The organism is Nonomuraea spiralis (assembly GCF_014648435.1).
GTDB lineage: Bacteria > Actinomycetota > Actinomycetes > Streptosporangiales > Streptosporangiaceae > Nonomuraea > Nonomuraea spiralis.
Genome location: NZ_BMRC01000003.1, coordinates 349,626 through 375,538, shown reverse-complemented (window position 1 = coordinate 375,538; position 25,913 = coordinate 349,626). Strand labels below are relative to the sequence as shown.

22 protein-coding genes and 1 pseudogene are annotated in these 25,913 nt (G+C 71.6%); 11 read left to right on the top strand and 12 right to left on the bottom strand.

All coding sequences use genetic code 11. The features are described 5' to 3' along the window. Window positions 1-216 precede the first annotated feature (216 nt). A pseudogene (locus tag IEZ27_RS55460) lies at window positions 217-270 on the bottom strand (hypothetical protein); the annotation flags it as partial. 210 nt (window positions 271-480) lie between these two features. Here IEZ27_RS55460 and IEZ27_RS09065 point away from each other — a divergent pair. From IEZ27_RS09065 to IEZ27_RS09055, 3 genes are all read left to right on the top strand, one after another. Continuing rightward, entirely contained in the window at window positions 481-687 is a 207-nt protein-coding gene (locus tag IEZ27_RS09065) for a hypothetical protein (protein WP_189646783.1), read from the top strand. Between the two features lie 8 nt (window positions 688-695). Continuing rightward, window positions 696-1,700 carry an SDR family oxidoreductase gene (locus tag IEZ27_RS09060; RefSeq protein WP_189646782.1) on the top strand — a complete coding sequence of 335 codons (1,005 nt, stop codon included), beginning with the start codon at window positions 696-698 and terminating at the stop codon, window positions 1,698-1,700. A gap of 116 nt (window positions 1,701-1,816) precedes the next feature. Beyond that, window positions 1,817-3,643 (top strand): transketolase, encoded by a 1,827-nt coding sequence (locus IEZ27_RS09055; RefSeq protein ID WP_189646781.1) that lies wholly within the window; start codon window positions 1,817-1,819, stop codon window positions 3,641-3,643. Window positions 3,644-3,648: 5 nt separating this feature from the next. Here IEZ27_RS09055 and IEZ27_RS09050 read toward each other — a convergent pair whose 3' ends face one another. Beyond that, window positions 3,649-4,134 carry a ChaB family protein gene (locus IEZ27_RS09050; RefSeq protein ID WP_189646780.1) on the bottom strand — a complete coding sequence of 162 codons (486 nt, stop codon included), beginning with the start codon at window positions 4,132-4,134 and terminating at the stop codon, window positions 3,649-3,651. Between the two features lie 13 nt (window positions 4,135-4,147). Continuing rightward, window positions 4,148-4,429 carry a hypothetical protein gene (locus IEZ27_RS09045; RefSeq protein ID WP_189646779.1) on the bottom strand — a complete coding sequence of 94 codons (282 nt, stop codon included), beginning with the start codon at window positions 4,427-4,429 and terminating at the stop codon, window positions 4,148-4,150. Between the two features lie 38 nt (window positions 4,430-4,467). Between IEZ27_RS09045 and IEZ27_RS09040 the strand changes: the two genes are divergently transcribed. The 3 genes from IEZ27_RS09040 (at window position 4,468) to IEZ27_RS09030 (ending at window position 8,894) form a co-directional block, all read left to right on the top strand. Further along, window positions 4,468-4,977 (top strand): shikimate kinase, encoded by a 510-nt coding sequence (locus IEZ27_RS09040; RefSeq protein WP_229823707.1) that lies wholly within the window; start codon window positions 4,468-4,470, stop codon window positions 4,975-4,977. Between the two features lie 12 nt (window positions 4,978-4,989). After that, complete coding sequence (locus IEZ27_RS09035; RefSeq protein ID WP_125637065.1) at window positions 4,990-5,544, top strand: GNAT family N-acetyltransferase; 555 nt, start codon at window positions 4,990-4,992, stop codon at window positions 5,542-5,544. 104 nt (window positions 5,545-5,648) lie between these two features. Next, window positions 5,649-8,894, top strand: coding sequence for a serine/threonine-protein kinase (locus tag IEZ27_RS09030; RefSeq protein ID WP_189646778.1), 3,246 nt, complete (start codon window positions 5,649-5,651; stop codon window positions 8,892-8,894). Window positions 8,895-8,907: 13 nt separating this feature from the next. Here IEZ27_RS09030 and IEZ27_RS09025 read toward each other — a convergent pair whose 3' ends face one another. Further along, window positions 8,908-10,587 (bottom strand): serine/threonine-protein kinase, encoded by a 1,680-nt coding sequence (locus IEZ27_RS09025; protein WP_189646777.1) that lies wholly within the window; start codon window positions 10,585-10,587, stop codon window positions 8,908-8,910. A gap of 91 nt (window positions 10,588-10,678) precedes the next feature. On the opposite strand from IEZ27_RS09025, the gene IEZ27_RS09020 reads away from it, so the two are divergent. Next, a complete protein-coding gene (locus IEZ27_RS09020; protein ID WP_189646776.1) occupies window positions 10,679-11,812 on the top strand; it encodes an alpha-hydroxy-acid oxidizing protein in 1,134 nt (377 codons plus the stop codon). A gap of 61 nt (window positions 11,813-11,873) precedes the next feature. Further along, entirely contained in the window at window positions 11,874-12,980 is a 1,107-nt protein-coding gene (locus IEZ27_RS09015; protein WP_189646775.1) for a winged helix DNA-binding domain-containing protein, read from the top strand. On the opposite strand, the gene IEZ27_RS09010 is transcribed toward IEZ27_RS09015, so the two are convergent. Genes IEZ27_RS09010 through IEZ27_RS09000 form a run of 3 tightly spaced genes read right to left on the bottom strand, consistent with a single transcriptional unit; the run spans window position 12,951 to window position 15,903 of the window. After that, window positions 12,951-13,769: a carbohydrate ABC transporter permease gene (locus IEZ27_RS09010; RefSeq protein WP_229823705.1), complete on the bottom strand. Its 819-nt coding sequence runs from the start codon at window positions 13,767-13,769 to the stop codon at window positions 12,951-12,953. The genes IEZ27_RS09015 and IEZ27_RS09010 overlap by 30 nt on opposite strands. Next, the gene (locus IEZ27_RS09005) at window positions 13,766-14,656 is read right to left on the bottom strand and encodes a carbohydrate ABC transporter permease (RefSeq protein ID WP_189646774.1); all 891 of its coding nucleotides are present in this window, start codon (window positions 14,654-14,656) and stop codon (window positions 13,766-13,768) included. Before IEZ27_RS09005 ends, IEZ27_RS09010 begins: the two co-directional genes overlap by 4 nt. After that, window positions 14,653-15,903: an extracellular solute-binding protein gene (locus IEZ27_RS09000; protein WP_189646773.1), complete on the bottom strand. Its 1,251-nt coding sequence runs from the start codon at window positions 15,901-15,903 to the stop codon at window positions 14,653-14,655. Before IEZ27_RS09000 ends, IEZ27_RS09005 begins: the two co-directional genes overlap by 4 nt. Before the next feature lie 124 nt (window positions 15,904-16,027). Here IEZ27_RS09000 and IEZ27_RS08995 point away from each other — a divergent pair, with 124 nt between their 5' ends. The 3 genes from IEZ27_RS08995 to IEZ27_RS08985 all read left to right on the top strand — a co-directional run bounded on the left by IEZ27_RS08995 (window position 16,028) and on the right by IEZ27_RS08985 (window position 19,476). After that, window positions 16,028-16,783, top strand: a complete 756-nt coding sequence (locus IEZ27_RS08995) for an IclR family transcriptional regulator (RefSeq protein ID WP_229823703.1) — start codon at window positions 16,028-16,030, stop codon at window positions 16,781-16,783. Further along, window positions 16,780-17,724, top strand: a complete 945-nt coding sequence (locus tag IEZ27_RS08990; RefSeq protein WP_189646772.1) for a sugar kinase — start codon at window positions 16,780-16,782, stop codon at window positions 17,722-17,724. The genes IEZ27_RS08995 and IEZ27_RS08990 overlap by 4 nt, the downstream gene beginning before the upstream one ends. An 87-nt stretch (window positions 17,725-17,811) precedes the next feature. After that, window positions 17,812-19,476 (top strand): catalase, encoded by a 1,665-nt coding sequence (locus IEZ27_RS08985; protein WP_189646771.1) that lies wholly within the window; start codon window positions 17,812-17,814, stop codon window positions 19,474-19,476. Between the two features lie 7 nt (window positions 19,477-19,483). Here IEZ27_RS08985 and IEZ27_RS08980 read toward each other — a convergent pair whose 3' ends face one another. Genes IEZ27_RS08980 through IEZ27_RS08960 form a run of 5 tightly spaced genes read right to left on the bottom strand, consistent with a single transcriptional unit; the run spans window position 19,484 to window position 25,865 of the window. Next, window positions 19,484-20,389 carry a dihydrodipicolinate synthase family protein gene (locus IEZ27_RS08980; RefSeq protein WP_189646770.1) on the bottom strand — a complete coding sequence of 302 codons (906 nt, stop codon included), beginning with the start codon at window positions 20,387-20,389 and terminating at the stop codon, window positions 19,484-19,486. After that, entirely contained in the window at window positions 20,386-21,378 is a 993-nt protein-coding gene (locus tag IEZ27_RS08975) for an oligopeptide/dipeptide ABC transporter ATP-binding protein (protein WP_229823701.1), read from the bottom strand. Before IEZ27_RS08975 ends, IEZ27_RS08980 begins: the two co-directional genes overlap by 4 nt. Then, window positions 21,371-23,305 carry a dipeptide/oligopeptide/nickel ABC transporter permease/ATP-binding protein gene (locus IEZ27_RS08970; RefSeq protein ID WP_189646768.1) on the bottom strand — a complete coding sequence of 645 codons (1,935 nt, stop codon included), beginning with the start codon at window positions 23,303-23,305 and terminating at the stop codon, window positions 21,371-21,373. Before IEZ27_RS08970 ends, IEZ27_RS08975 begins: the two co-directional genes overlap by 8 nt. Then, window positions 23,305-24,264, bottom strand: a complete 960-nt coding sequence (locus tag IEZ27_RS08965) for an ABC transporter permease (RefSeq protein WP_189646767.1) — start codon at window positions 24,262-24,264, stop codon at window positions 23,305-23,307. The genes IEZ27_RS08970 and IEZ27_RS08965 overlap by 1 nt, the downstream gene beginning before the upstream one ends. Beyond that, complete coding sequence (locus tag IEZ27_RS08960) at window positions 24,261-25,865, bottom strand: ABC transporter substrate-binding protein (protein ID WP_125637078.1); 1,605 nt, start codon at window positions 25,863-25,865, stop codon at window positions 24,261-24,263. The genes IEZ27_RS08965 and IEZ27_RS08960 overlap by 4 nt, the downstream gene beginning before the upstream one ends. Window positions 25,866-25,913: the final 48 nt, after the last annotated feature.

Sequence of the window (25,913 nt, the reverse complement as noted above, 5' to 3'; positions counted from 1 at the left end):
CTCCTGACGTCGTCCCAGCCACCTTTCGCGCGGCGGTAGCGGAGCAGCTCGCCCTCCGTGCCGAGCGCCTTGAGCGAACGCAGCGTGATCGAACTTCGCCTTGTCCTGCTGCTCGCGCCACAGGTCGTGGTAGCGGTACTGCCTGCGTCCCGCCGCGTCCGTGCCGACGGCCTGGAGGTGGCCGTACGGGGAGGGGCAGATCCAGACGTCCTTCCACGCCGGGGGGATGACGAGCGACCTGATGCGCCGCAGCGTCGTGCTGTCGCGCACCGGCCGCCCGTCCGGTCCTTCGTAGCCGAAGCCACGCCCGCGGCGACGCCTGACGATCCCCGGCTCACTCTGGTCACTGGGATGCAGCTCGGGCACAGAGGGCGGCTACCCAGGACGTTAGGCGACAAACAGGACGGGCAGGTGAGCGGCATGCCTGAGAACAACGATGACGGTAGATGGTACGAGACAGGTGACCGCAAGGGACATCCCATGGTGCCCGCCACACCGCGCGACGTGGTGCACATCAGGGTGGGCTCGTTCATCCTGGTGTTCCTCTTCGCGTTCGCGGTGCTCGGGCTGATCGCGCAGGCGCCGGTGATGACCGGGATCGCGGTCGTGTTGTTCGTGGTGACGATCGCCGACATCGCCATGGCGGTCCGGCGGCAGAAGCAACGAGGATCGGGAGAGGCAGGCTGAGCATCGACATGGCACCACTTCGAGGACGCGTGGTGGTGGTGACGGGCGCGAGCGGCGGGGTCGGCCGGGCGGTCGTCCGCGAGCTGGGTGCTCGCGGCGCGAGGGTGGCCCTGATCGCGCGTGGAACGGCGGGCCTCGGCGCGGCCGCCGTGGACGTGGGGACGGCGGGCGGCGACGCCAAGGTCTACGAGGCGGACGTGGCCGACTACGAGCAGGTGAGGGCGGCGGCCGAACGCATCGAGGCGGAGATGGGACCGATCTCGGTCTGGATCAACACCGCTTTTTCATCGGTCTTCGCGAAATTTTCCGATATTTCGGCAGATGAGTATGCTCGCACCACTTCGGTGACATACCTCGGCTACGTGTGGGGCACCAAGGTCGCCCTCGACCTCATGACCCCCCGCAACGCCGGAACGATCGTGCAGACCGGCTCCGCCCTGAGCCAGCGCGGCATCCCCCTGCAGTCGGCGTACTGCGGGGCCAAGCACGCCATCAAGGGTTTCACCGAGTCGCTCCGCACCGAACTCCTCGCCGACGGCAGCAACATCGATGTCACGCTGGTCCAGCTCCCGGCGGTCAACACCCCCCAGTTCGAATGGGTCCTGTCCAAGCTGCGCCGGCACCCCCAGCCCGTACCCCCGATCTACCAGCCGGAGGTCGCGGCGCGCGCCATCGTGTACGCCGCCGAGCACCCCGGACGCAAGGAGTACTGGGTCGGCGCCAGCACCGCCGCCACCCTCGTGGCCCAGCGCATCGCCCCCGCCCTGGTGGACCGCTACCTGGCCAGGACCGGCATCGACTCCCAGCAGACCGACGACAAGCGGCCGAGCGGCGTGTCCAACCTCTGGGAACCAGCCGACGAGGACAAGGACTACGGCGCGCACGGCACCTTCGACCGCCGTTCCCACAGCCACAGCCCCCAGGTGTGGCTCTCCCAGCACCGCCGCGCCGTACTGCTGGCCGCGGCCGGCGCGGCGGCCACCCTGACGGCCGCCCGCCGCCTCACCCGCTGACCCCCGACCTGGCCCCCGGCCCCCGGCCTCGTCCCCTACGCGGCGAGATGGCGTCAGGGCCGACTTAAGCGGCCCGCAGGGGGTAGGCGGCGTGAAACTCACTAGGGAGGGTCATGATGCCTGAACGCGATCTCCAGTACTTGACCGAACTGGCCGCACAACTGCGCGTCGACTCCGTACGCGCCGCCGCCGCGGCCGGTTCCGGGCACCCCACCTCGTCCATGTCGGCGGCGGACCTGATGGCCGTGCTGTTCTCCTGTCATCTGCGCTACGACTTCGAGCACCCCGACAACCCCGGCAACGACCATCTGATCTTCTCCAAGGGTCACGCCTCGCCCCTCCTCTACTCGCTCTACAAGGCGGCGAAGGTCATCGACGACGACGAGCTGCTGTCCTTCCGCCGCAGGGGAAGCCTTCTGGAGGGGCACCCCACCCCCCGGCTGCCCTGGGTGGACGTGGCCACCGGCTCGCTCGGGCAGGGGCTGCCGGTCGGCGTGGGCGTGGCGATGGCCGGGCGGCTGGAACGGCTGCCGTACCGGGTGTGGGTGTTGTGCGGTGACAGCGAGCTGGCCGAGGGGTCCATCTGGGAGGCGGCCGAGCACGCGGGCACCGAGGGGCTGGCCAATCTGACGGTGATCGTGGACGTGAACCGGCTGGGCCAGCGCGGCCCCACACGGCATGGATGGGACACGGGGGCGTACGCGCGCAGGTTCGGCGCGTTCGGCTGGCACACGATCGAGATCGACGGGCACGACCCCGGGCAGATCGACTTCGCGCTCGCCGACGCCGGCAACACCCGCCGCCGGCCCACCGTGATCCTGGCCAAGACCCGCAAGGGCGAAGGGGTCGTCGAGGTCGAGAACCGGGAGGGCGCGCACGGCAAGGCGCTCAAGGATCCCGACAAGGCCGTCGACGAGCTGGGCGGGCCGCGCAGCGTGCGGGTGGACGTGCAACGGCCGGAGGGCGAGGCCGAGCCGTACCACTTCGACACCAGCCCGGCGGCGGTGCCGGAGTACCAGGTGGGCGAGCGGGCGGCGACCAGGACCGCGTTCGGCGCGGCGCTGGCGGCGCTCGGCGCGGCCCGCGGCGACGTGGTGGCGCTGGACGGCGAGGTGGCCGACTCGACCAAGACCCAGGAGTTCGCCGAGGCGTTCCCCGAGCGGTTCTTCGAGATGTACATCGCCGAGCAGCAGCTCGTGGCGGCGGCCGTCGGCCTTGCGGTACGCGGCTGGATCCCGTACGCGGCGACCTTCGCGGCGTTCCTGACCAGGGCGCACGACTTCATCAGGATGGCCGGCGTGAGCCAGGCGTCGATCCGGCTGGTCGGCTCGCACGCGGGCGTGTCGATCGGCGAGGACGGCCCCTCGCAGATGGGCCTGGAGGACCTGGCCATGATGCGGTCCGTGTACGGCAGCACGGTGCTCTACCCGTGCGACGCCAACCAGGCGGCGGCACTCACCGTCGAGATGGCGGAGGTGTCAGGGGTGTCCTACCTGCGCACCACCCGAGGGGACACGCCGGTCATCTACCCGCCCGGCGAACGTTTCCCGGTGGGCGGCTCGCGGGTGCTCCGGCGCTCCGACGAGGACCGGGCCACGATCGTGGCGGCGGGGATCACGGTGCACGAGGCGCTGGCGGCGGCCGACGAGCTGAAGGACGCCGGCGTCCCGGTCGGCGTGATCGACCTGTACTCGGTCAAGCCGGTGGACGCGGCGGTGCTGGTGGAGGCGGCCACTACCACGGGCAACCTGATCACCGTCGAGGACCACCGGCTGGAGGGCGGGCTCGGCGACGCCGTGCTCGACGCCGTCAGCGAGCTCGGCCCGCGGGTGGTGAAGCTCGCGGTGACCGGGTTGCCCGGGTCGGCGACCCCGGAGGAACAGCTCGCGGACGCCCGCATAGACCGCCACGCGATCGCCGCGGCGGTCAAGCGGTTGTTGTGAAGGAACTAGCGGGCCTTCGTCGTGGCCTTCTTCGTCGTGGCCTTCGTCGTCGTGGCCTTCTTCGTCGTGGCCTTCGCCATAGCCTTCGGCGTGGCCTTCGCCATGGCCTTCGTAGCGGCCTTCGTCGTGGCCCTCCTGTTGGCCTTCTTGATGGCGTCCACCAGTTCCGTCTTGGTCATCCTGGATCGGCCGACCACCCCGAGCCTGGACGCCACGCCCTGCAAGTGCTCCTTGCTGGCGTTGGCGTCCACGCCTTCGGCGGTCCTGCCGGAGCGGGCGGCGCCCTTGTCGGACGGTCCCTTCTGCTCCTTGGGCTCCCAGTGGTCCCCGACCTTCTCGAAGGAGTGCTTGAGCGCGGCGAACGCGGTCATGTGCGCGCGCCGGCCCTCTCCGTACTCCCGGACGGCGGAGTCATGGGCTTTGACCCACGTGTTCTGTGCCTTCTTCGGCGAACGCTTGATGGTCGACGGCAGCTCGATGACAGCTGGCATGTCGATTCACCTCCTAGATCGGCGGTTCGTCGTAATGGCGGCGCTCCTCGTAGACCGTGGTCCTGCGGGTCTCCGGCTCCTCGTAGACGTCGTGCCGGTGCACCGGCTCGTCGATGGGGCCGACCGCCCTGCGGGTGACGCTGATCCGGTAGATGCCGAACAGCAGCCCCGCCAGGCCACCGAGCATGAGGATGACGCCGACGACGTTGATGTCGAGGCCGGCGAGGTCGAACTCGACGGCCCAGGTGAGGATCGCACCGAGCATGATGAGGATGATGCTTCCGGCGATGGTCATCAGATTTACCTCCTTGACACGAAGGAACCTCTATCCACATGTCGAAAAACAAACCAGTCGTGGTGATCGGGCTGATGGGATCGGGTAAGACGACCGCGGGCCGGCTCATCGCCGCCGCGCTGGGCCTCCCGTTCACCGACAGCGACCCGTTCCTGGAGAAGGAGCACGGCGGCACGGCGGCGCAGATCGCCGGCCGCGAAGGGGCCGACGCGCTCCACCGGTACGAGGCCGAGCACGTGCTGGCGGCGCTGGCGGGCGAGCCGAAGGTGATCGCGGCGGCGGCCAGCACGGTCGAGGACCCCCGGGTGCGTGCGGCGCTGCGCGAGGCGTTCGTGCTCTGGGTGGACGCCGACGACGCCCTCCTGGCCGAACGCATGGAGTCGGGCGCGCACCGCCCGGAGTTCCACCCGGCGGAGATGCGGGCCCGGCGCGAACGCTACTTCCGGCAGGTGGCGGACCTGACCTGCGACGTCGGCGTGCAGACCCCCGAGGAGGTACGCGACGAGGTGTTGCGGAAAATGAGTTTGCCCGGCGGTGACCAGGGCTGATACCCAGAAGGGATGTTCGCTGAGAAACCCACCTTGAAGGGGGAGCGCGTCACGTTGCTCCCCGTTGGCCCTGAGCACGTCGAGGGCCTGTTCACGCTGGTCAGCGATCCGGAGGTGGCCCGCCTGACAGGCTCGCACGGCGAGATCGACCACGAGGCGGCCCGCCAGTGGTACACCACGAGAGGGGACCATGCCGACCGCCTCGACCTGGCGATCATGGCCGACGACGAGTACGTGGGCGAGATCGTGCTCAACGAGCTCAACCGGCACAACCTGTCGTGCAATCTGCGCATCGCGCTGCTCGGCTCCCGGGTCTTCGGCAAGGGCTACGGCACCGAGGCGATCGAGCTGCTCCTCGACCACGCCTTCGCCACGACGCCGCTGCACCGGATCAGCCTCGGCGTCTACGCCTTCAACGACCGGGCCCGGCACGTCTACAAGAAGATCGGCTTCGTCGAGGAGGGCGTGCTGCGGGACGACCTGCTGTGGGACGGCGAGTGGCACGACGCCGTGACGATGTCGGTGCTGCGGCCGGAATGGCAGGCAAGATCCAGGAAGCTGGCATAATGATCATGACGCATGGGTCCCCCGAGGCGCGCGGGGGACCTGTGGTCATTCCCCGCAACCAACGGCCCGTCCGGCGCATCTAAGCATCAGTGACGATGCGCTTGGTGCCTGGTGATCCAGAGAGGTTGGGCGGCTTCTGGCTGGCCGCCCGCCTCGGCGCGGGCGCGCGCGGCGTCGTCTACGACGCCTACGACGACGAGGGCCGCCGTTACGCGGTCAAGGTGCCGCGGGTCGAGGTCGAGCCCGTCGAGCGGCTGACCTGCCCCCATCTGGCCGAGGTGGTCGCCTCCGGGGTCGAGCGCGGCATCCCGTACGTGGTGAGCGAGTTCGTCGACGGGCCCGACCTGCGGCAGGCGGTCGAGCGCCATGGACCGTACCAGGGCGAGGAGCTGGCGGCGCTGGCCGCGGCGCTGGCCGGGGCCCTGCGGGCGCTGCACGCGGCCGGGCTGACCCATCGTGACCTGCGGCCGGAGAGCGTGCTGCTGGCCGCGGGCGGTCCCAAGGTGATCGACCTGGGGGTGGCGGCCGGGGGGCCGCTGGAGGCGACGTGCACGTACCTCGCCCCCGAGATCCTGACCGGGAGCGGGCACGAGCCGGCGACGGACGTGTTCTCCTGGGGGGCCGTGGTGCTCTACGCGGCCACGGGCTGCGATCCGTTCGCCGGCCGGAGCCTGGGCGGGGTGCTGCACCGCCTGCTGACCGTCGACCCCGACCTGAGCGCCCTGCCCGACGGGCTGCGCGACCTGGTCGGGCGCGCGCTGGCCAAGAATCCCGCCGACCGTCCGGCGGCTGAGGAGCTGCTGGTCGAGGCCGACGCCGGCGCGCTGCGCCCGCCGCAGGGCGTGGCCGGGCGCGGGTCGCTCGGCGAGCTGGCCGAGGCGGTCTACGCCGGGCTCACGCCCCGCCAGCAGGAGGCGGTGCCGGGGCTGCTGCTGCGGCTCATGGACGGTGACGAGCCCCACGACGAGGGCGGCGTGCTGGCCCCGCTCATGGAGGCCGGGCTGCTCGTGCGCCGCAGCGTACGGGTGCCGCCGACCGAGACGCCGGTCGGCAAGCTGGTGGCCGTGCGCGACGACCGGGTGGCGCCGGCCAGCGCCGCGCTCTACCGGGCCTGGCCCCGGCTGCGCGGCTGGGTGGCCGACGAGCGCGACGGCCTGCCCGTGCACCGGGAGCTGCGCCTGGCCGCGGCCCGGTGGTCGCGGCGCCGGCGCGGGCATTCCTACCTCTACCGGGGCGACCGGCTCGACACCGTGCTCGGCTGGGCCGCGGCCAAGCGCCGCCACCTGCGCCTCAGCCAGCTCGAACGCGACTTCATCGGCGCGAGCGTGGCCCTGTCCAAGCAGCGCAGGCGGTTGTTGCGGCCCTCGCTGGCGACGCTGGCCGCGGCCCTTGCCGTCGCGGTGTCGATGTCGGCCGTGTCGCTGAGCGGCGAGCAGGAGCTGCGCGGCCGGCTGCTGGAGGCGAACGCGCGGGCCGTGGCCGCCCGCGCCGAGGCGCTGCGTTCCTCCGACCCGCGTACGGCGATGCGGCTGAGCGTGGCCGCCTGGCGGATGTCGCCGGTGTTCGAGGCGCGGGCGGCGTTGCAGGCCTCGCTCGCGCAGCCCGAGCTGGGCGTGTTCACCGACCCGGCGGCCGACGAACGGGCCCGCTACCTGCTGCGCGGCGACGAGCTGGTCAGATGGCAGGCCGGCACGCTGGTCGTCTGGGACGTCCGGAGCGGACGGCAGCTCGCCTCCCGCCCGCTCCCCGAGGGCAGCGCCGCGCTGAGCGAGGACGGCCGGTACGCCGAGGGCCCCGGCGGGCGGCCCGTCGAGGTGACCACCGGCCGGACCCCGGACGCCGGGACGTACACGATCACCGACGGCAACAGGACCAGGGTCTACCGGGGTGGCGAGGTGCTGCTCGACGTGACCGACCGCCGGGTGGCGGTGTCCCGCGACGGTGGCCGGGCCGCGATCTCCACCCTGGACGGCCGGGTCGAGTTGTGGGAGCTGCCGGGCCGTACCAAGGTGCGGGAGATCACCGTACGGCCGCCGGCCGGGCCGGACCGGTCGGCGCCGCCCGTGGCCTTCAGCCCCGACGGCCGCACCCTCGCCGTCGCGGGCCGCGACGGCGTGACCCTCCTCACGCCCGCCGGCGACGGCTCCCGGCCGGCCGCGCCCGCCGACGCCCCCGTCAGCGCGTACGCCGCCACGTCCACCGCGGAGGCGGGCGACGGCCCGAGCCTGGCGGACGCCTCCGCCGGCACGCCCGTGTTCAGCCCCGACGGCAGCCTGCTCGCCCTCCCCGGCCGGGACGAGGTGCGCGTCTGGCGAGTCGCCGACCGGCGGCTGGCCGGCTCCTACCGCTTCCGCGGCGAGCAGCACGGCGGCCTGGCCTTCTCCTCCGACGGCCGCACGCTGCGCTACCTGAGCGGCCTGGGCTCGGTCGTCTCGCTCGACGTCTCCGGCCTGCCCGCCCCCTCCCCCGGCGTCCGCACCGCCGCGTTGTCGAGCGACGGCCGGGTCGCGGCCAAGGAGGTCGGCGACGCCATCCGGCTCACGGACGTGGTGGCGCGCAAGCCCCTGGCCGAGATCGCCGCCACCGGCGACGTGGCCTTCGACGCCGACGGCAGGCTGCTGGCCGTGGCCGGCGACCCGGTCACGGTCTGGGAGGCGTCGGGCGGCAAGCGGGTGGCCGCCATCGACGCGGGCGGGGACGTGCCGGCCGTGGCCCTGTCCCCCGGCGGCGACACGCTGGCCACCGCCCGCGGCAGGCGGCTGGAGACCTGGGACGTGCGCGCGGGCCGCCGGATCAGGGCTTATGAGGGGGCCGGCGACCTGGCGATGGCCTTCAGCCCCGACGGCTCGACCCTCGCCTCGGGCACCAACCTGCTCGACCTGCGTACGGGCCAGGTCACCCCGCTCGTCCCCGGCACGGCCGAGCCCACCGCGCTCGCCTTCTCCCCCGACGGCCGCACGCTGGCCCTCGGGCTCGGCGGCGGGCGCGTGGAGTTGTGGGACGTCCGCGGGCGCCAGCGGGCCGGCGTCGTCGAGACCGGTTCGGCCCCCGTCCGCGACCTGCGGTTCTCCCCCGGTGGCGACCTGCTGGCGGTCGACGCCGAACGCACCTCCCTGTGGGACGCCGGCACGCTGCGCGAGGTCGGCCAGGTCGGATCCGGGGCCGAGGGGGTCGCCTTCAGCCCGGACGGCCGCAGGCTGCGCGGCGTGGCGGCCGACGGCACCGTACGCGAGAGCCCGGTCGATCCGGCGCTCACGGCGCAGGAGGTGTGCGCCCGCGCGGGCGGTGCGCTCAGCCAGGACGAGTGGAGCCGTCTGATCCCGGAGAGCGACTACCAGGACGCCTGCTGAGCCGGTCGGCCGGTCAGGAGGCGGGGTAGGTCTTCAGCACCCGGCCCCGGGCGTCGGCCACCAGGTAGCCCGTGCGGTAGTCGTCGCTCAGGTAGACGAGCAGCACCTGCCTGGTGCTGGTGAACACGAAGTCGGGATCGACGATGATGTAGCGCGATTTGGGCTTGCGCACACCGAGCGTGCTTTCCGCCTTCTTGAACAGGGCGGGGAGGGCGTCCCAGTTGAACTTGGCCAGGTCGACGGTGGGCGTGCGCACCGTGGAGCCGCTGCCGTCGCGGGTGGCGACGCCGTCGCGGTAGGAGTAGCGGTCGTAGACGCCGGGGTCGTTCTTGAGCGGGGCCTCGGCGGAGGCGTACGTCGGGTAGATGACCATCCGTACGACCTTGGTGCCGCCCATGACCGGCTTGAGCGCCTTGATCGCGGCGCGGGCGCCGGCGGCGGTGAGCAGGTTCTCCGGCTGGGGCTCCGGCTCGTCGGGCTGCTCCGAGCCCTGGACGTCGACGGTCTCCCTGGGGGTGACGGGCGGCTCGCCCGTCTGGACGGCCGGGCCCAGGCCGCCGCGCCCGTCCGGGAGCAGCGCCCAGACCAGCACCCCGGTCACCGCCAGCGCGCCCACGGAGGCCGTCACCGCCGCGATCGGCGAACGCCGGGGGCGGCGCGACGACATGGTCCCGGCCTGCGAGTCCGACGGCCCCCACGGCGGCACGGTCGCCCCCTGCATGGGCCCGTGCTGCATCGGCGCGTGCTGCATGGGCCCGTGCTGCACAGGCCCTTGCTGCATCGGCGCGTGCTGGACCGGCGGCCCCTGCATCGGCGCGTGCTGGACGGGTGGGGGAGGTTGCGGGGTGAAGCCGTGGGGGGCGGAGGGCGGGTCGGTGACGCCGGCGAGCATGCGGTCGAGGGTCTCGGCGTCGGGGCGGCCCGCCGGGTCGCGGCGCAGCAGGGCGTTCAGCACGAGACCGAGCGGCCCGGCCCGCTCCGCCGGCGGCACCTCCTGGTTGAGCACCGCGGCCAGCGTCGCCAGCGTGGTGCTCCTGCGCAGCGGGTGGCGGCCCTCGACGGCGACGTACAGCAGCATGCCGAGCGACCACAGGTCGGAGGCCGGGTCGCCCTCGTGGCCGTTGATGCGCTCGGGCGCCATGTACTCGGGCGAGCCGATGAACGACCCGGTCGCCGTCAGGCTGGTCGACTCGCGCACGGCGGCGATGCCGAAGTCGGTGAGCACCGAGCGGCCGTCCTCGCGCAGCAGCACGTTGGCGGGCTTGACGTCGCGGTGCTGGATGCCGACCGTGTGGGCGGCGCGCAGCGCGGACAGCACCTCGCGGCCCAGACGGGCGGCCTCCCAGGGCGACATCGGGCCGCGCGCGAGGCGGTCCTGGAGCGAGCCGCCGGTGACCAGCTCCATGACGATCCACGGGTAGCCCTCGCCGCCCGGATCGACGATGTGGTGGATGGTGGCGACGTGCGGGTGGTTGAGCCGGGCCAGCGCGCGGGCCTCGCGCAGCACCCTGGCCCGCAGCTCCCGGGCGGCCTCCGGATCGTGCTCCTCGAACGCCGGGTCGGGCGGGCGTACCTCCTTCAGCGCGACCTCGCGGTGGAGGGCGGTGTCCCAGGCGCGCCACACCAGGCCCATGCCACCGCCGCCGAGCCTCTCGGTCAGCTCGAAGCGGTTGTCGATCACGCGTCTGTGCATGAAGAGCAGCGTAGAGCCGCGCCGCCGTCGCCGTCATCCGGCAGCCGTACCCACCGCCCGGAAGCCGTTGCGGGCTGGTTAGATGGGCGCCATGAACGCAGGCGATCACCAGCTCGGCATCTACCTGGCGGGCATGCTCGAAGGCCGTACGCCCGAGCTGACCACCGACCTGGCCGCCCTGGAGAACGCGGCCAGGAAGGTGCTCTCACCCGAGGCGCTCGGCTACATCGTGCCCAGCGCGGGCAGCGGCTCGACCGCCCGCGCCAACCTGGAGGCGTTCGAGCGGCGCAGGATCGTGCCTCGGATGTTGCGCGGGGTCGAGCGGCAGCGCGACCTGTCGTGCGAGGTGCTGGGCACCCGGATGCCGGCACCGGTGCTGGTCGCGCCGATGGGCGTGCAGACGCTGGCCCACGAGGAGGGCGAGCTCGCCACCGTACGGGCCGCGGCCGCGGTCGGCGTCCCGTACGTGCACTCGACGGCGGCCGCCCACGACTTCGAGCAGGTGGCGGCGGCGGGCGGGGACGCGCCGCGCTGGTACCAGCTCTACTACCCGACCGACCGCGACGTGTGCGTGAGCTTCCTGCGCCGGGCCAGGGCGACCGGCCACTCGGTGCTGGTGGTCACGCTGGACACGACGCTGCTCGGCTGGCGTCCGGCCGACCTCGACCGCGGCTACCTGCCGTTCCTGGCCGGCACCGGCATCGCCAACTACCTGAGCGCCCCCTCCTTCGCCGGCGTGGACAACCCGGTCACGCATTGGGCGGGCATGTTCCCCAACCCGGGCCTGAGCTGGGACGACCTGCCGTTCCTGCGCGACCACTGGGACGGCCCGATCGTGCTCAAGGGCATCATGAGCACCGAGGACGCCCGCCTGGCCGCCGAGCACGGCATGGACGGGATCGTGGTGTCCAACCACGGCGGCCGCCAGGTGGACGGCGCCCTCGCCGCGCTCGACGCGCTGCCCGGCATCGCCGAGGCGGTCGGCGACCGGCTGACGGTGTTGTTCGACTCGGGCGTGCGCACCGGCGCCGACGTGGTCAAGGCGCTCGCGCTGGGCGCGAAGGCGGTGCTGGTCGGCCGTCCCGTGTTGTACGGCCTGGCCCTCGGCGGGCAGGCGGGCGTCGAGCACGTACTGCGCTGCCTGCTGGGCGAACTGGACATCACGCTCGCCCTGTCCGGCTACTCCGCCCCCGGCGAGCTCGGGCCCGGCGCGCTGGCCGGATGAGCCGCTGTCACGAGGTCATTGCGGTCTGGGACAGGCCGCAATGACCCCTACCTTTGTCCCTATGGATCCCCTCATCTCCCGTCGTGCGCTCAACCGGGCCACGCTCGACCGGCAACTTCTGCTGCGCCGCACCGGCTGGAGCGTGCCCGAGGTCGTCGAGCACGTCGGCGGCCTCCAGGCGCAGACCCCCCACACCTGGTACGTCGGGCTGTGGAACCGTGTCGAGGGGCTCAAGCCCGAGGACGCCTCCGGCCTGCTGGCCGGCCGCGAGCTCGTCCGGATCGCGTTGCAACGGTCCACCATCCACCTGGTCACCGCCCGCGACTGCCTGGCCATGCGGCCGCTGTTGCAGGTCGTCACCGAGCGCATGACCCGTACGACGTTCGGCAAGCGGCTGGCGGGCGTCGATCTTCACGAGCTGGCCGCGACCGGGCGGGCGCTGCTGGAGGAGCGTCCCATGACGTTCGCCGACCTCGGGCGGGCGCTGGCCGAGCGGTGGCCGGACAACGACCCGCACGCGCTCGGCCAGGGCGTGCGCTGGCTGCTGCCGCTGGTGCAGGTGCCGCCGCGCGGGTTGTGGGGCAGGAGCGGGCCGGTCGCGCACACCACCGCCGAGTCGTGGCTGAGCGCCGCCGAGGTGCCGCCGATGACCCCCGCCGAGCTGGTACGCCGCTATCTGGCCGCCTTCGGCCCCGCCTCGGTGCAGGACGCGCAGACCTGGTCGGGGCTGACCCGGCTGGGCGAGGTCGTCGAGTCCATGGACCTGGTCCGGTTCAGGGACGACTCGGGCCGGACGTTGTACGACCTGCCGGACGCGGTCCGGCCGCCGGAGGACGTACCGGCTCCCGTCCGGCTGATGTACGACTTCGACAACCTGTTCCTGTCGCACGCCGACCGCTCCCGGGTGATCAGCGAGCGCGGCGCGGCCGTCATGCAGGAGTCGTTCATGGGCACGAACGTGATCCCCCGGATCATCCTCGTGGACGGCGTCACCGCCGGCGACTGGACGGTGACCAGGGCCAAGGGCGTCTCCACGCTGAACGTCCACCAGTGGACGCCGTTCGGCGCGCTGGACGAGGTCGAGGAGGAGGCGCGGCGGCTGCTGGAGTTCCTGGCCCCCGGCGACAAACACGACGTCTCAGTCCTTGACCGCCCCTCCAAGCCCTGACACGAGCCGCCGCTGCACCGCCACGAAGAAGATCAGCACCGGGATCGTCATCAGCGTCGAGGCCGCCATGATCCCGCCCCAGTCGTTGCCGTCGGGCTTGAAGAAGACGAGCAGCGCCGCGGGCAGGGTCTGGTTGTCCTTGGCCGAGATGATGAACGTCCTGGCGAAGACGAAGTCGTTCCAGGCGGTGATGAAGGAGAACACGCTGGTCGCCACCAGTCCGGGCGCGACCAGCGGGAACAGGATGCGCCACAGGACGGTCGCGCGCCCGGCCCCGTCGATCATCGCCGCCTCCTCCAGCGCCTCTGGCACCCCGGCGACGAACCCGCGCAACATCCAGACCGCGAACGGCATCGTGAACGCGAGCTGCACCACGATCAGCGAGGCCAGCGTGTTGAGCAGCCCCAGGTCCCTGACCACGAAGAACAGCGGGATCGTCAGCGCCTCGACCGGCACCATCTGCGCGATCAGGAACATGATCAGCACGGTGGTCCTGAACCGGAAGGCGAACCTGGTCACGGCCACCGCCGCGAGGAAGGCGATCCCGGCCGACAACACCACCACGACGAGCGCCACGATCGCGCTGTTGAGCAGGTAGCGGGCGAAGTTCTCGCCGGTGAGCACGTGGACGAAGTTGTCCAGCGTCGGGTGCGACGTCCACGGCCTGACCTCCAGCGACTGGATCTCGCCCGCGGGCTTGAACGCCGACAGGACCATCCAGTACAGCGGGAACGCGGTGAGGAGGGCGACCACCAGCGCGACCGTGTTGGGCAGGAGTCGTCGGTTCACAGGCGTTCCCCACTGCGCCGCAGCGCCCGGATGTAGAACAGGGTGATCACGAGCAGGATCAGCGTCATGACGACCGCGATGGCCGAGCCGAGGCCGTACTCGGAGGAGCCGAAGGCGGTCTGGTAGGCGTAGACGTTGAGCACGGTGTTCTGCCCGGCCACGCCGCCGCCGTTGGTCATCACGTAGATCTGGGTGAAGACCTTGAAGTCCCAGATCACCGACTGGATGACCACGATCGTGACCAGGGGCCGCAACATCGGCACGATGATGCGCCGGAAACCCTGCCAGGCCGTGGCTCCGTCGAGCGCGGCGGCCTCCAGCACCGAGGCCGGGATGGCGCGGATGCCGGCGTACAGGGTGATCATCACCAGCGGGAACGAGTGCCACACGATCGTCGCCCCGACCACGCCGAAGGTGACCCACCGGTCGTAGAACCAGTTGAACCCGTCGATGCCGAGCACCTGGTTGACCAGGCCGAGGTCGGCGTCGAAGAGGAACATCCACACGGTCGAGCCGGTCATCGCGGGCGCCGCCCACGCGCCGAGCGCCGCCAGCGACAGGGCCGTCCTGGGCACCGGCCCGGTCCTGGTCAGCAGCACGGCCAGGGCCGCGCCGACCGCCAGCGTCGCGGCGACCAGCGCCGCCGCGAACCCCACGGTCTGGGCCAGCACCTCCCAGAACCGGCCGTCGCCGAGCAGCGCGGCGTAGTTGCCGAACCCGACGAACGTGCTCGGCTGCCCGCCGCTGACCTGCGCCTGCCGGTAGTCGAAGACCGACAGCAGGCCGAGCATGTAGACCGGGTAGCCGAACAGCGGGATCAGCACGGCCGCCGCGGGCAGCAGGTAGAGCCAGGGACGCCCGCGGCGGACGGTCGTACCTCGGCTCACGAGCGGCCGAAGGCGGTCTTGACGGCCGCGGCCGCCTCGGTGGTGGCCTGCTCGACGGTGGACTGCCCGGTCGCGACCTTCTGCAGCATGGTGGGGATGACCTTGCCGTTGTCGATCTTCACCCAGGCGGGGTCGATCGGCACGAACCTGGTGCCCTTGGCCACCGTGTCGAGGAACGGCTTGACGAACGGGTCCTTGGCCGCCAGCTCGTCGCGGGCCGAGGTGAGCGTCGGCAGGTTGCCCATGGCGTCGTACATCTTGGCCTGGTACGCCTCGCCGCCCAAGAGCTTGACGAAGTCGACGGCCAGGGTGCGGTGGCCGGCGTTCTTCAGCACGCCCAGGTTGTTGCCGCCGGCGAAGGCGGGCGCGATCGAGCCCTCGGCCGCGCCGGGCAGCGGGACGACCGCGTACTTGCCGGCGGCGGCGCCCGCGTCCACGGCCGAGCGGCTGAAGTTGCCGAGGATGCCCATCGCGGCCTTGCCACCGGCGAACAGCTCGACGGTCTTGCCACCGGTCAGCGAGACGCACGCCTGCGGCGGGCAGACATCGTCGCTCAGCAGGTCCGTGTACGCCTTGACGCCCGCGCGCGACTGCGGCGAGTCGAGCGAGGTGATGTCGCCGCCGGCGTCCCAGACGAAGGGCAGGGCGCCGAAGGTGTACTCGCCGCCGACGGCGATGCCGTACAGGTCGGGCTTCTTCTTGCGGATCGTGCGGGCGGCCTCGGTCAGGGCGGCCGTGGACGTGGGCGGCTTGAGTCCCAGCTCGTCGAAGACGTCGGTGCGGTAGTAGAGGGCGCGGATGCCGATGAACCAGGGCAGACCGTACTGCTTGCCCTGGACGGAGGCCGACTTGACCAGGTCGGGGGTCAGGTCGAGGCCCTGGAGATCGGCGGAGAGGTCGGCGAAGCCGCCGGCGGCGGCGTACTCGGCGAGGTCGGTGTTGCCGTACTCGGCGACGTCGGGGGAACTGGCCGGGTCGTTGAAGGCGCCCTTGAACTTCTCGTGCCGGGCGGGCGTGGTCGGGATGTAGGTGACCTCGACCTTGACGTCGGCGTGGGCGGCGGTGAACTCCTTGATCGCCTCGTTGACGACCTTGTCCTTGGGTGCGCGGTTGGGTTCGTCGAAGAGCCAGACGCGCAACGTCCCCGTCCTCTCGTCGCCGCCGCTGGAGGGGGGAGCGGTCGAGGGTGCGCAGGCGGCCAGCGTGAGCAGTGCCGTTCCGGCCGCGGCAAAGTAAAGAAACTTCACTATTACCTCCTGAGCGCAGACACTAGGAACCCGTCCAGGAGTCGAGAAGAGTTGTCAGGAGATGTTGTGCAATGCACAACAGCGTGCTGCATTTTGCGAAATTTCATCGAATATGGTTGCGTTCGTGCCCGAACGCAACCAGTCCGCCTCTCTCCGGCGCGCCCTGGCCGTCCTGGACCACGTACGCGGCCACGCGGGGTTGTCGCTCACCCAGCTCGCCGAGGCCGTGGGCCTGTCCAAGAGCACGGTGTTGCGGTTGACCGCCCCGCTCGTGGAGGCCAGGCTGCTCGAACGCGACCGCAGGACCGGGGCCTACCGGCTGGGGCACGGCACCCTCCAGCTCGGGCAGGCGTACCTGGCCACGCTGGATCTGCGCGCGGTCGCCGCCGAGGAGTCGCACCGGCTGATGAGCGAGGTACGCGAGACCGTCCACCTGGTCGTCTACGACCACCCCCACGTCGTCTACATCGACAAGGTGGAGAACGAGACGAACGTGCGCATGGCCTCGCGCATCGGCAGCCGCGGCCCGGTGCACGCCACGGCGGTCGGCAAGGCGATCCTGGCCTGGCAGCCGGAGGAGGCGCTGGCCGGGCTGGCGCTCGAACCGATCACCAAGCACACCATCACCCACCCCGACCGGCTGCGCGCCGAGCTCACCCACATCCGGCGGCGCGGCTACGCGGTGGACGACCGCGAGAACGAGCCCGAGGTGCGCTGCGTGGCCGCGCCGATCTTCAACCACAACGACGCCGTCGTCGCCGCCGTCTCGGTCTCCGGGCTCACCTCGCGCATCACCGCCGCGCGGGTACGGGAGCTGGGGCCGCTGGTGGCCGGCGCGGCGTCACGGATCTCCAGAAAGCTGGGCAGGCCGACCACATGACCGAACTGGTGACCTTCGGTGAGACCATGGCGCTGTTCGCCGCCCGGCGTACCGGGCCGCTGCGCTTCGCCCGCGACTTCGACCTGGGCCTCGGCGGCGCCGAGTCGAACGTGGCCATCGGCGTGGCCAGGCTCGGCCACCGGGCGACGTGGGTGGGCCGGGTGGGCGAGGACGAGTTCGGCGACCTGATCCGGGCCACGCTCACCGGCGAGGGCGTGGACACGCGCGCGATCCCCGACCCGGACGCGCCCACCGGGCTGATGATCAAGGGCAGGCGCACCGCCGACCTCGTGGACGTGCGGTACTACCGCAAGGGCAGCGCCGGGTCCCGGCTGCGGCCCGACGACCTCGACCCGGCGCTGATCTCCTCGGCCCGCGTGCTGCACGTCTCCGCGATCACCCCCGCGCTGTCGCCGTCGGCCCGCGAGAGCGTGGCCCACGCGATCGCCGCGGCGCGGGCGGCCGGCGTGCTCGTCTCGCTGGACGTCAACTACCGCCGGGCCCTGTGGACGCCGCAGGAGGCGGGCGCCTGGCTGCGGGACACGATCGGCGGCGTGGACGTGCTGTTCGCGACCGTGCCGGAGGGCCGCCTGGTCGCCGACGTCGAGGACCCGGCGGAGCTGGCCAAGGCGCTCGCCTCGCTCGGGCCCTCGTACGTGCTGGTCAAGTCGGGGTCGCAGGGTGCGCTTGAGCTGTCGGACGGCGTGCTGCGGCGGGCCCGGCCGTACCGGGTGACCGAGGTGGACCCGGTGGGGGCCGGGGACGCCTTCGCGGCCGGGTGGCTGGCGGACTGGCTGGCCGGGGCCGAGCCCGGACGGCGGCTGGACACCGCCTGCGCGGCGGGCGCGTTCGCGGTGACCTCGCAAGGCGACTGGGAGAGCCTGCCGCGCCGGGCCGACCTGGGCCTGCTGGGCCGGTCCGCCGACGACGTGAGCAGGTAGCCGCCCCGAGGACGAGGCTTTGCCCGTTTCCGATCCGGCCTTGGGGGCAGCCGGGGAAGATCTCGTCCCGGGGAGAGGAACGGTGTGATGACAGACGTTTCCGGCAAAGGTCCGCGGTCGAACGACCAGCGCGAGGTGCTCACCAACCGGCAGGGGCATCCCGTCTACGACAACCAGAACCAGCGGACGGTCGGCCCGCGCGGCCCGGCGACGCTGGAGAACTACCAGTTCCTGGAGAAGATCAGCCACTTCGACCGGGAACGTATCCCCGAACGGGTGGTGCACGCCAGGGGCACGCTCAGCTATGGCTACTTCGAGGCGTACGGCAAGATCGGCGACGAGCCGGTCGGCCGCTACACCAGGGCCAGGCTGTTCCAGGAGGCCGGCAAGCGCACCGACGTGGCGCTGCGCTTCTCCACCGTGATCGGCGGCCGGGACTCCGCCGAGACCGCCCGCGACCCGCGCGGTTTCGCGATCAAGTTCTACACCGAGGACGGCAACTGGGACCTCGTGGGCAACAACCTGGCCGTCTTCTTCATCAGGGACGCCATCAAGTTCCCCGACGTCATCCACTCGCTCAAGCCCGACCCGGTCACCTTCCGCCAGGACCCCAACCGCATCTTCGACTTCATGTCGCAGACGCCCGAGTCGATGCACATGCTGGTCAACCTGTTCAGCCCGCGCGGCATCCCGGCCGACTACCGGCACATGCAGGGATTCGGCGTGAACACCTACAAGTGGGTCAACCAGCAGGGCGAGACGTTCCTGGTGAAGTACCACTGGATGCCCAAGCAGGGCGTACGCAGCATGACCGAGGCCGACGCGGCGGTCGTCCAGGGGGGCGACCTGGGGCACGCCACGAAGGACCTGCGCGAGGCCATCGAACGCGGCGATCACCCCGAGTGGGAGCTGCTGGTCCAGCTCATGAGCGACGAAGAGCACCCCGAGCTGGACTTCGACCCGCTGGACGACACCAAGGTCTGGCCCGAGAACGAGTTCCCGGCCAGGCCGGTCGGCCGCCTGGTGCTGAACAGGAACGTCGACAACCAGTTCGCCGAGAACGAGCAGGCCGCCTTCGGCACCGGCGTACTGGTGGACGGCCTCGACTTCTCCGACGACAAGATGCTGGTCGGCCGGACGTTCTCCTACAGCGACACCCAGCGCCACCGGGTCGGCCCGAACTACCTCCAGCTCCCGGTCAACCAGGCCAGGAACGCGCCCATCAGGACGAACCAGCGCGACGGCCAGATGGCGTACTTCGTGGACACCGGCGGCGAGGACCCGCACATCAACTACGAGCCCTCGCTCCGCGGCGGCCTGCGCGAGGCCGAGTACCCGACCCTGGACGAGGAGGGCCCGGTCATCAACGGCCGGGTCATGCGCAGGCGCATCCCGAGGACCAACGACTACAAGCAGGCGGGCCAGCGCTACCTGCTCATGGAGCAGTGGGAGCGCGACGACCTGGTGCGCAACCTCGTCGACGCGCTCGGCCAGTGCGACCCCCGCGTCCAGGAGCGCATGGTCTGGCACTTCCTGCTCGTGGAGGACGACCTGGGCCTGCGCGTGGGCGAGGGCCTCGGCCTCCGCCCGGACGACGTCTCCCGGCTGGAGCCACTGACCGGCCAGGACCTCACCGACGAGGACCGGGCGCGCCTGGCCAAACTCGGGCACAACGGCCCGCGCGACGTGCAGGGCCTGAAGATGACCCACTGCGTGCCGAACGAGCGGGCCGCCCACGCCGACGGCCTCTGAGCGGCGGCTACAGCAGCCCGGCGGCGGCCAGCAGCTTGCCGATCCGGCCGATCTCGTCGTCGTTCAGCGGGATCTGCGGGAGCGCGGTGAGCGGGCAGTCGATGACGCCCCGCAGGTGCAGGGCGGCCTTGAACGCGCCGAGCCCCGCCGAGCTGCCGCCCATCCGGGCCGCGCCGACGCGGACGATCTCGAAGAGCCTGACCAGGCGTTCCTGCTCGGTCCTGGCCGCCTTCCAGTCGCCGCGGGCGGCGGCCCGGTACAGCTCGGCGTAGCCCCGCGGGTCCACGTTGCCGAGACCGGGCACGACGCCGTCGGCGCCCATCCACAACGCCGAGTCCACGGTCACCTCCGACCCGGTGAGCACGCTGAAGGGCGCGTCGCGGCCCATGATGACCTGGCGCAGCCCGCCGTCGTCGCCGCTGGAGTCCTTCACCCCGGCCAGCACGCCCTCGGCGGCCAGGCCGAGCAGCAGGTCGGCGCTCAGCTTGGTGTGCACGCTGACCGGCAGGTCGTAGGCGTAGACCGGCAGGCCGCCGCGGGCGGCGATCGTCCGGAAGTGGGTGCGGATCTCGTCGGGGTGGGTGCGCGTGTAGAACGGCGCGGTCGCCACCAGCCCGGAGACGCCGGCCTCGACCGCCACGCGGGCGTGTTCGAGCACCCGCGGCGTGGTCATGTCGATCACCCCGGCCAGCACCGGCACCTGGCCGCCCACGTGCCCGGTGACCGTGTCCAGCACCTGCCGCCGCTGCGCGTCGGTCAGGTAGGCCACCTCCGAGGAGGAGCCGAGCACGAACAGCGCGTCCACGCCGCCGTCCAGCAGGTGGTCCACCAGCCGGGTCAGGGAGGCGGCGTCCACCTCGTGGCCGGGGGTCAACGGGGTGCAGACCGGGGGGATCACGCCGGTCAAACTCATGAGTGCTCCTGGATCAGCTCTAGGTCGGTGGCTCCGGCCGCCACCGGGTGGTGGCAGTGGAAGAGATGGTCGTCCCCGGCCCGCGTGGCGGCGGGCATCTCGGCCGCGCACAGGTCGTCGGCCCGCCAGCACCGGGTGCGGAACGGGCAGCCGCTGGGCGGCCTGGTGGCCGACGGCACGGCGCCCACCAGCGGGATCGGGGTGATGGGCGAGATCAGTCCGGGCGTCGCGGAGAACAGCGCCCGCGTGTACGGATGCCTGGCCCGCGACGGCACCGACCCGGCGGGCGTCTGCTCCACGATCCTGCCCAGGTACATGGTGACCACGCGGTCGCTCATCCTGCGTACGGTCTGGATGTCGTGCGAGATGAACACCAGCGACAACCCGAGCCGTTCCTTCAGGTCGAGCAGCAGGTTGAGGATCTGGGCGCGGACCGACACGTCCAGGGCGCTGGTGGGCTCGTCGGCGACGACCAGCCCGGGTTCGAGCGCGAGCGCCCTGGCCACGGCCACCCGCTGCCGCTGGCCGCCGGAGAGCTGGCCGGGCAGCGCGTCCGCCGCTCCGGCGGGCAGGCCGACCAGGTCCAGCAGCTCGCGCACGCGGGCCTCGCGGGCGGCGGGGGCGCCGCGGCGGTGCACGTCGAGCGGGTCGCGCAGGATCCGGCCGACCGGCAGCCGCCGGTTCAGCGCCGTGGACGGGTCCTGGAAGATCATCCCCACGCCGGTGCCGACGAGCGCGCGCCGCTCACCCTCCTTCAGCCCCCACAGGTCGCGGCCGTGCAGGCGTACGCTTCCCGAGGCCGGCCGCTGCAGCCCGACCAGCACCTTGGCCAGCGTGGACTTCCCGCAGCCGGACTCCCCCACGATCCCGACGGTCTCGCCGGGCGCGACGGTCAGCGAGGCGCCGGTCAGGGCGTGCACGCGGTCCCGCGAGAACAGCCCTCCCGACCGGGCCTTGTGCACGACGTGCACGTCGTTCAGCTCAAGCACGTTGCTGCTCACTTCCCACGAGTTCGACCGCCGGGTGATGGCAGGCCACCGCGTGCCGCCTGGCCTCCCCGGCCAGCACGGGCGTCTCCGTACGGCACACGTCGGTGGCCATCGGGCACCGGTCGGCGAACCTGCACCCGGCCGGGAAGTCGGCGGGCGCGGGCACCACGCCGCGGATCTGCGTCAGCCGTTCGGCCCCCGACTCCAGCGACAACACCGCGCCGAGCAGCCCCCGGGCGTAGTGGTGTGCGGGCTCGCCGACCAGGGCGGCCGTGGCGCCGGTCTCGACGATCTGGCCGCCGTACATGACGACGACGCGGTCGGTGACGTCGGCGACCAGGGCCAGGTCGTGCGAGACGAGGATCAGGGCGAACCCCAGCTCCTCGCGCAGCCGCAGCAGCAGCTCGATGACCTGCGCCTGGACGGTCACGTCGAGCGCGGTCGTCGGCTCGTCGGCGACGATCAGCTTCGGGTCGCGCGACAACGCCATCGCGATCAGCACCCGCTGCCGCTGGCCGCCCGACAACTCGTGCGGGTACGCCGACAGGGTACGGCGGGCGTCGAGGCCGACCAGGTCCAGCAGCTCGGCCGGGGTACGCCGGCCGCCCCGGCGGGTGACCTGCTTGAGCTGGGCCTTGATGGTCATGGCCGGGTTCAGCGAGGACAGCGCGTCCTGGTAGACCATCGCCATCTCGTGGCCGAGCAGGCGGCGGCGGGCCCGGCGCGGCAGCGCCAGCAGTTCCTTCTGGTCGAAGCGCACGTGCCCGCTGACGCGGGCCTGCCGCGGTTGCAGGCCCATGACGGTCAGGGCGGTCAGCGACTTGCCGCAGCCGGACTCGCCGACCAGGCCGACGACCTCGCCGGGCCACACCTCGAAGCCGACGCCGTCCACGATGTCGATGCCGGGGTCGAAGCCGATGCGCAGGCGTTCGACGCTGAGGATCGGCTGTCCCTGCGGGAGCGGGCGGGCGCGTTCGGCCAGCCGGCGGGCGGCCTCGGCCAGGCCGGGCAGTTCGAGTGCCTGGCCGGTGCCGGGGGCGGCCTGCTCGAACGCGTCGTGCTTCTTGGGGGCGGCCCTGCGTACCGGGGAGGCCCAGGCGTCGGAGATGCCCTCGGACAGGATGTTCAGGGCGAGCACGGTGAGCAGGATCAGCAGGCCGGGGAAGACCGTGGCCCACCAGCCGCCGAGCAGCACCAGGTTCTTGCCGTCGGCGATGACGCTGCCCCAGGACGGGTTCGGCGGCCGTACGCCGGCGCCGATGAACGACAACGACGCCTCGAACACGATCGCGTCGGCCACCATGACCGTGCAGAACACCAGCACGGGCGCCGCGCAGTTGACGGCGACGTGCCTGACCACGATGTACGGCGTGCGGGCGCCGATGATGCGTTCGGCCGCCACGTAGTCCTCGCCGTACTGGGCGATCACGTTGGCCCGTACGACCCTGGCCACGGACGGCATGTAGAGGAAGGCCATGGCCATGACCAGCACCGGGATGCTGCCGCCGAACACCGCGACCAGCACGGCGGCCAGCGCGATGCCGGGGAAGGCCATGATCACGTCGAGCACCCGCATGACGGTCTCGTCCACTGCCCGGCGCGAGGTGGCCGCGAGCGCGCCGACGAGCGCCCCGGCCACCAGGGCCAGGCCGGTGGCGCCGAGCCCGATGATCAGCGACCAGCGGGCGCCGTACAGGAGCCTGGACAGGATGTCGCGGTTGGCGCTGTCGAGGCCCATCCAGTGCGCGGCCGACGGGCCGCCGCCGGCGGCCTCCTGGAAGTACGGCGAGTGCGGCGCGATCAGCGGCGCGAACAGCGCGGCCAGCACGACCACGGCGACGACGCCGACCGACAACCACGACGTCAGGGGCAGGCGCCGGAAGGCGACGCCGGGCCTGGACAGGCGTTCGGCGAGTCCGCTTCTCATCAGGCGGCACTCCTCAGGCGGGGGTTGACCAGCAGGTAGAGGATGTCGACGACCAGGTTGACCACCATGAAGCCGATCGCGATGGTGAGCACGACGCCCTGCACGACGGCCGGGTCGCCGTCGCGCACCGCGTTGATCATGAGCTGGCCCATCCCAGGCAGGCCGTAGATCGTCTCGATGACCACCGTGCCGCCGATCAGGTAGCCGATGCGCAGGCCGAGCACGGTCAGCGGGTTGATCAGCGCGTTGCGCAACACGTTGCGGCCGACCACGACGATCATCGGCAGGCCGCTGCCGATCGCGGTGCGCACGTAGTCGCGGTCCAGTTCCTCGACCATCGACGTGCGGATGATGCGGGTGAGCTGGGCGGCGATCGGCAACGACAACGACAGCGCGGGCAACGTCATCGACTGCAGCCAGCCGGTGACCGAGTCGGCGGGGTTGATGTAGCCGCCGGTCGGGAACAGCCCTTCGCCGACCGCCAGCCACTGGATCATCAGCAGCGCCAGCCAGAACGCCGGGGCCGCCACGCCGACCAGCGACACGACCCGGATCACCTGGTCGGGCCAGCGGTCGCGGAACAGCGCCGCGGTCACGCCGAACACCAGCGACAACACGACCGCCACGGCCAGGCCGAGGAACGTGAGCTGCAGGGTCAGCGGCAGCGCGGTCGTCACCGACTCGATGACCGGCTGCTTGGTGAGCACGCTGGTGCCCATGTCGCCCTGGGCGAGGTCGGCGACGAAGCGCACGTACCGCAGCGGCAGCGGGTCCAGCAGGCCGTTCTCCACCTGGAAGCGGTGGATCTGCTCGGCGGTGGGGTTCGCGCCCTGGAAGTAGGCGTACTCGGGCTTGACGCCCGAGAAGCGCATCACGACGAACACGAACGCGACCACGCCGAGGACCAGCGGGATCAGGATGAGGAGCCGCCGCAGCAGCATCCTGAGTACGAGCGTCATGTCCTCTTGGCCTGCAGCAGGTTGATGCCGGGGTAGGGCTGGGCGCGGATGCCGGAGAGCTTCTTCGGGTCCCAGGCGGTCATCAGCTCGTTGTGGACGACGGGGTAGAGCACGGCCTGCTCGGCGACCAGGTCCAGATATTTGTGGATCTGGTCGGTCTTCTTGGCCTTGTCCGTCTCCTTGCCGGCCGCGTCCATCATGGCGAACAGCTTCTCGGCGTCCTTGCTGCCGTCCCAGTGGCTGTACTTCATCCACAGGCCGCCGGGCACGTAGTTGTAGTGCAGGATCAGGTCGGCGTCCATGCCGAACTGGTTGGGGTTCGAGGCCGCCGCGACCACCTGGTAGTCCTGGAACTGGTCCATCTTGGTGAACAGCGCGGCCGTGTCCTGCGGCTCCAGCGTGACCTTGATGCCGACGGCCTCCCAGGAGGAGGCGATGGTCGGCAGGCAGTCGACGATCCAGCTCACGTTGACGGCCATGAGGTTGACCGTCAGGTTCGTCACGCCCGCCGCCTTCAGCAGCGCCTTGGCCTTGTCGGGGTCGTAGTCGTAGACGACCGAGGCGCGCTGGTGGTCGGGGTGGCCCTCGTTGAGGAAGGAGCTGGAGGCCGTGCCGTGGCCCTTGAGCGCCACGTCGATCATCTTCTGCTTGTCGATCGCGTAGTGCAGGGCCTGGCGGACGCGTACGTCGTCGAAGGGTTTGGCGGCGGTGTTGAACATCAGGAACATGTGGTTCATGCCCTTGCCGCCCTCGACCGTGAGTCCCTGCTGCTTGAGCTGGTCGACGTTGGCGTACGGGATGTTGTCGGCGATCTGCGCCTCGGCCGAGCCGCCGGAGATCTTGGCCACGCGGGCGGAGGCGTCCACGATGGTCAGCCAGTTCATCTTCTTGACGGTGGCCGGGCGGGGGCCGTTGTAGCCGTCGAACGCCTCGAAGGAGGTGTTGGATTTGGGGTTGTGCGCCGCCTGCTTGTACGGCCCGGAGCCGACCGTCATGCCGCTCTTGGCCTTGTCCCACGCACCCGCCTGGCCGAACACGTGCTTCGGCATGATCTTGGCGATGGTCAGCCTGGGCGCCGCGTCGGGGAAGGGGAACTTGAAGACCAGCTCCACGTTCCGGTCGTCGACCTTCTTCACCTCCTGCAACCAGGACTTGAAGAAGTTGCCGGTCAGCACGTTGTCCGGGCCGAGGATGCGCTCGAAGGTGAAGACCACGTCGTCGGCGGTGACCGGCTGCCCGTCGTGCCACTTGGCGCCCTCGCGCAGGGTGAACGTCCAGGACGTGGCGTTCAGGTCGGCGGGCAGCGCCGTGGCCAGGGCCGGGTACGGCTCCCGGGTGACGGGGTCGGTGTCGAGCAGCCCTTCGTAGATGTGGCTGATCCCGGCCATCGCGAAGGCCGACGCGGTCTGCGTCGGGTCCCAGCTCTGGTCGTTGCCGTAGCCGATGACAGCGGTGATCAGGTCTTTGTTCGATCCCGCGCCGACCGAGCCGGTCGAGGCCGGGCCTCCGGAACAGGCGGAGAGGGTGGCCGCGATGAACGCCGCCGCACCCGTGGCCCCGCTGTAGCGCAGGAAGTCACGGCGGCTGAACTCAGAGCTCACGGATGCCTCCTGGGGGGGAAAGGTAGAACGTAGGACATCCCATGTCCT

Excerpts from the sequence above, each read along its gene's own strand:
- IEZ27_RS09065 (WP_189646783.1), top strand. The coding sequence starts at position 481 with ATGGTGCCCGCCACACCGCGCGACGTGGTGCACATCAGGGTGGGCTCG.
- IEZ27_RS09060 (WP_189646782.1), top strand. The coding sequence starts at position 696 with ATGGCACCACTTCGAGGACGCGTGGTGGTGGTGACGGGCGCGAGCGGC.
- IEZ27_RS09055 (WP_189646781.1), top strand. The coding sequence starts at position 1,817 with ATGCCTGAACGCGATCTCCAGTACTTGACCGAACTGGCCGCACAACTG.
- IEZ27_RS09050 (WP_189646780.1), bottom strand. The coding sequence starts at position 4,134 with ATGCCAGCTGTCATCGAGCTGCCGTCGACCATCAAGCGTTCGCCGAAG.
- IEZ27_RS09045 (WP_189646779.1), bottom strand. The coding sequence starts at position 4,429 with ATGACCATCGCCGGAAGCATCATCCTCATCATGCTCGGTGCGATCCTC.
- IEZ27_RS09040 (WP_229823707.1), top strand. The coding sequence starts at position 4,468 with ATGTCGAAAAACAAACCAGTCGTGGTGATCGGGCTGATGGGATCGGGT.
- IEZ27_RS09035 (WP_125637065.1), top strand. The coding sequence starts at position 4,990 with ATGTTCGCTGAGAAACCCACCTTGAAGGGGGAGCGCGTCACGTTGCTC.
- IEZ27_RS09025 (WP_189646777.1), bottom strand. The coding sequence starts at position 10,587 with ATGCACAGACGCGTGATCGACAACCGCTTCGAGCTGACCGAGAGGCTC.
- IEZ27_RS09020 (WP_189646776.1), top strand. The coding sequence starts at position 10,679 with ATGAACGCAGGCGATCACCAGCTCGGCATCTACCTGGCGGGCATGCTC.
- IEZ27_RS09015 (WP_189646775.1), top strand. The coding sequence starts at position 11,874 with ATGGATCCCCTCATCTCCCGTCGTGCGCTCAACCGGGCCACGCTCGAC.
- IEZ27_RS08990 (WP_189646772.1), top strand. The coding sequence starts at position 16,780 with ATGACCGAACTGGTGACCTTCGGTGAGACCATGGCGCTGTTCGCCGCC.
- IEZ27_RS08985 (WP_189646771.1), top strand. The coding sequence starts at position 17,812 with ATGACAGACGTTTCCGGCAAAGGTCCGCGGTCGAACGACCAGCGCGAG.
- IEZ27_RS08980 (WP_189646770.1), bottom strand. The coding sequence starts at position 20,389 with ATGAGTTTGACCGGCGTGATCCCCCCGGTCTGCACCCCGTTGACCCCC.
- IEZ27_RS08970 (WP_189646768.1), bottom strand. The coding sequence starts at position 23,305 with ATGAGAAGCGGACTCGCCGAACGCCTGTCCAGGCCCGGCGTCGCCTTC.
- IEZ27_RS08965 (WP_189646767.1), bottom strand. The coding sequence starts at position 24,264 with ATGACGCTCGTACTCAGGATGCTGCTGCGGCGGCTCCTCATCCTGATC.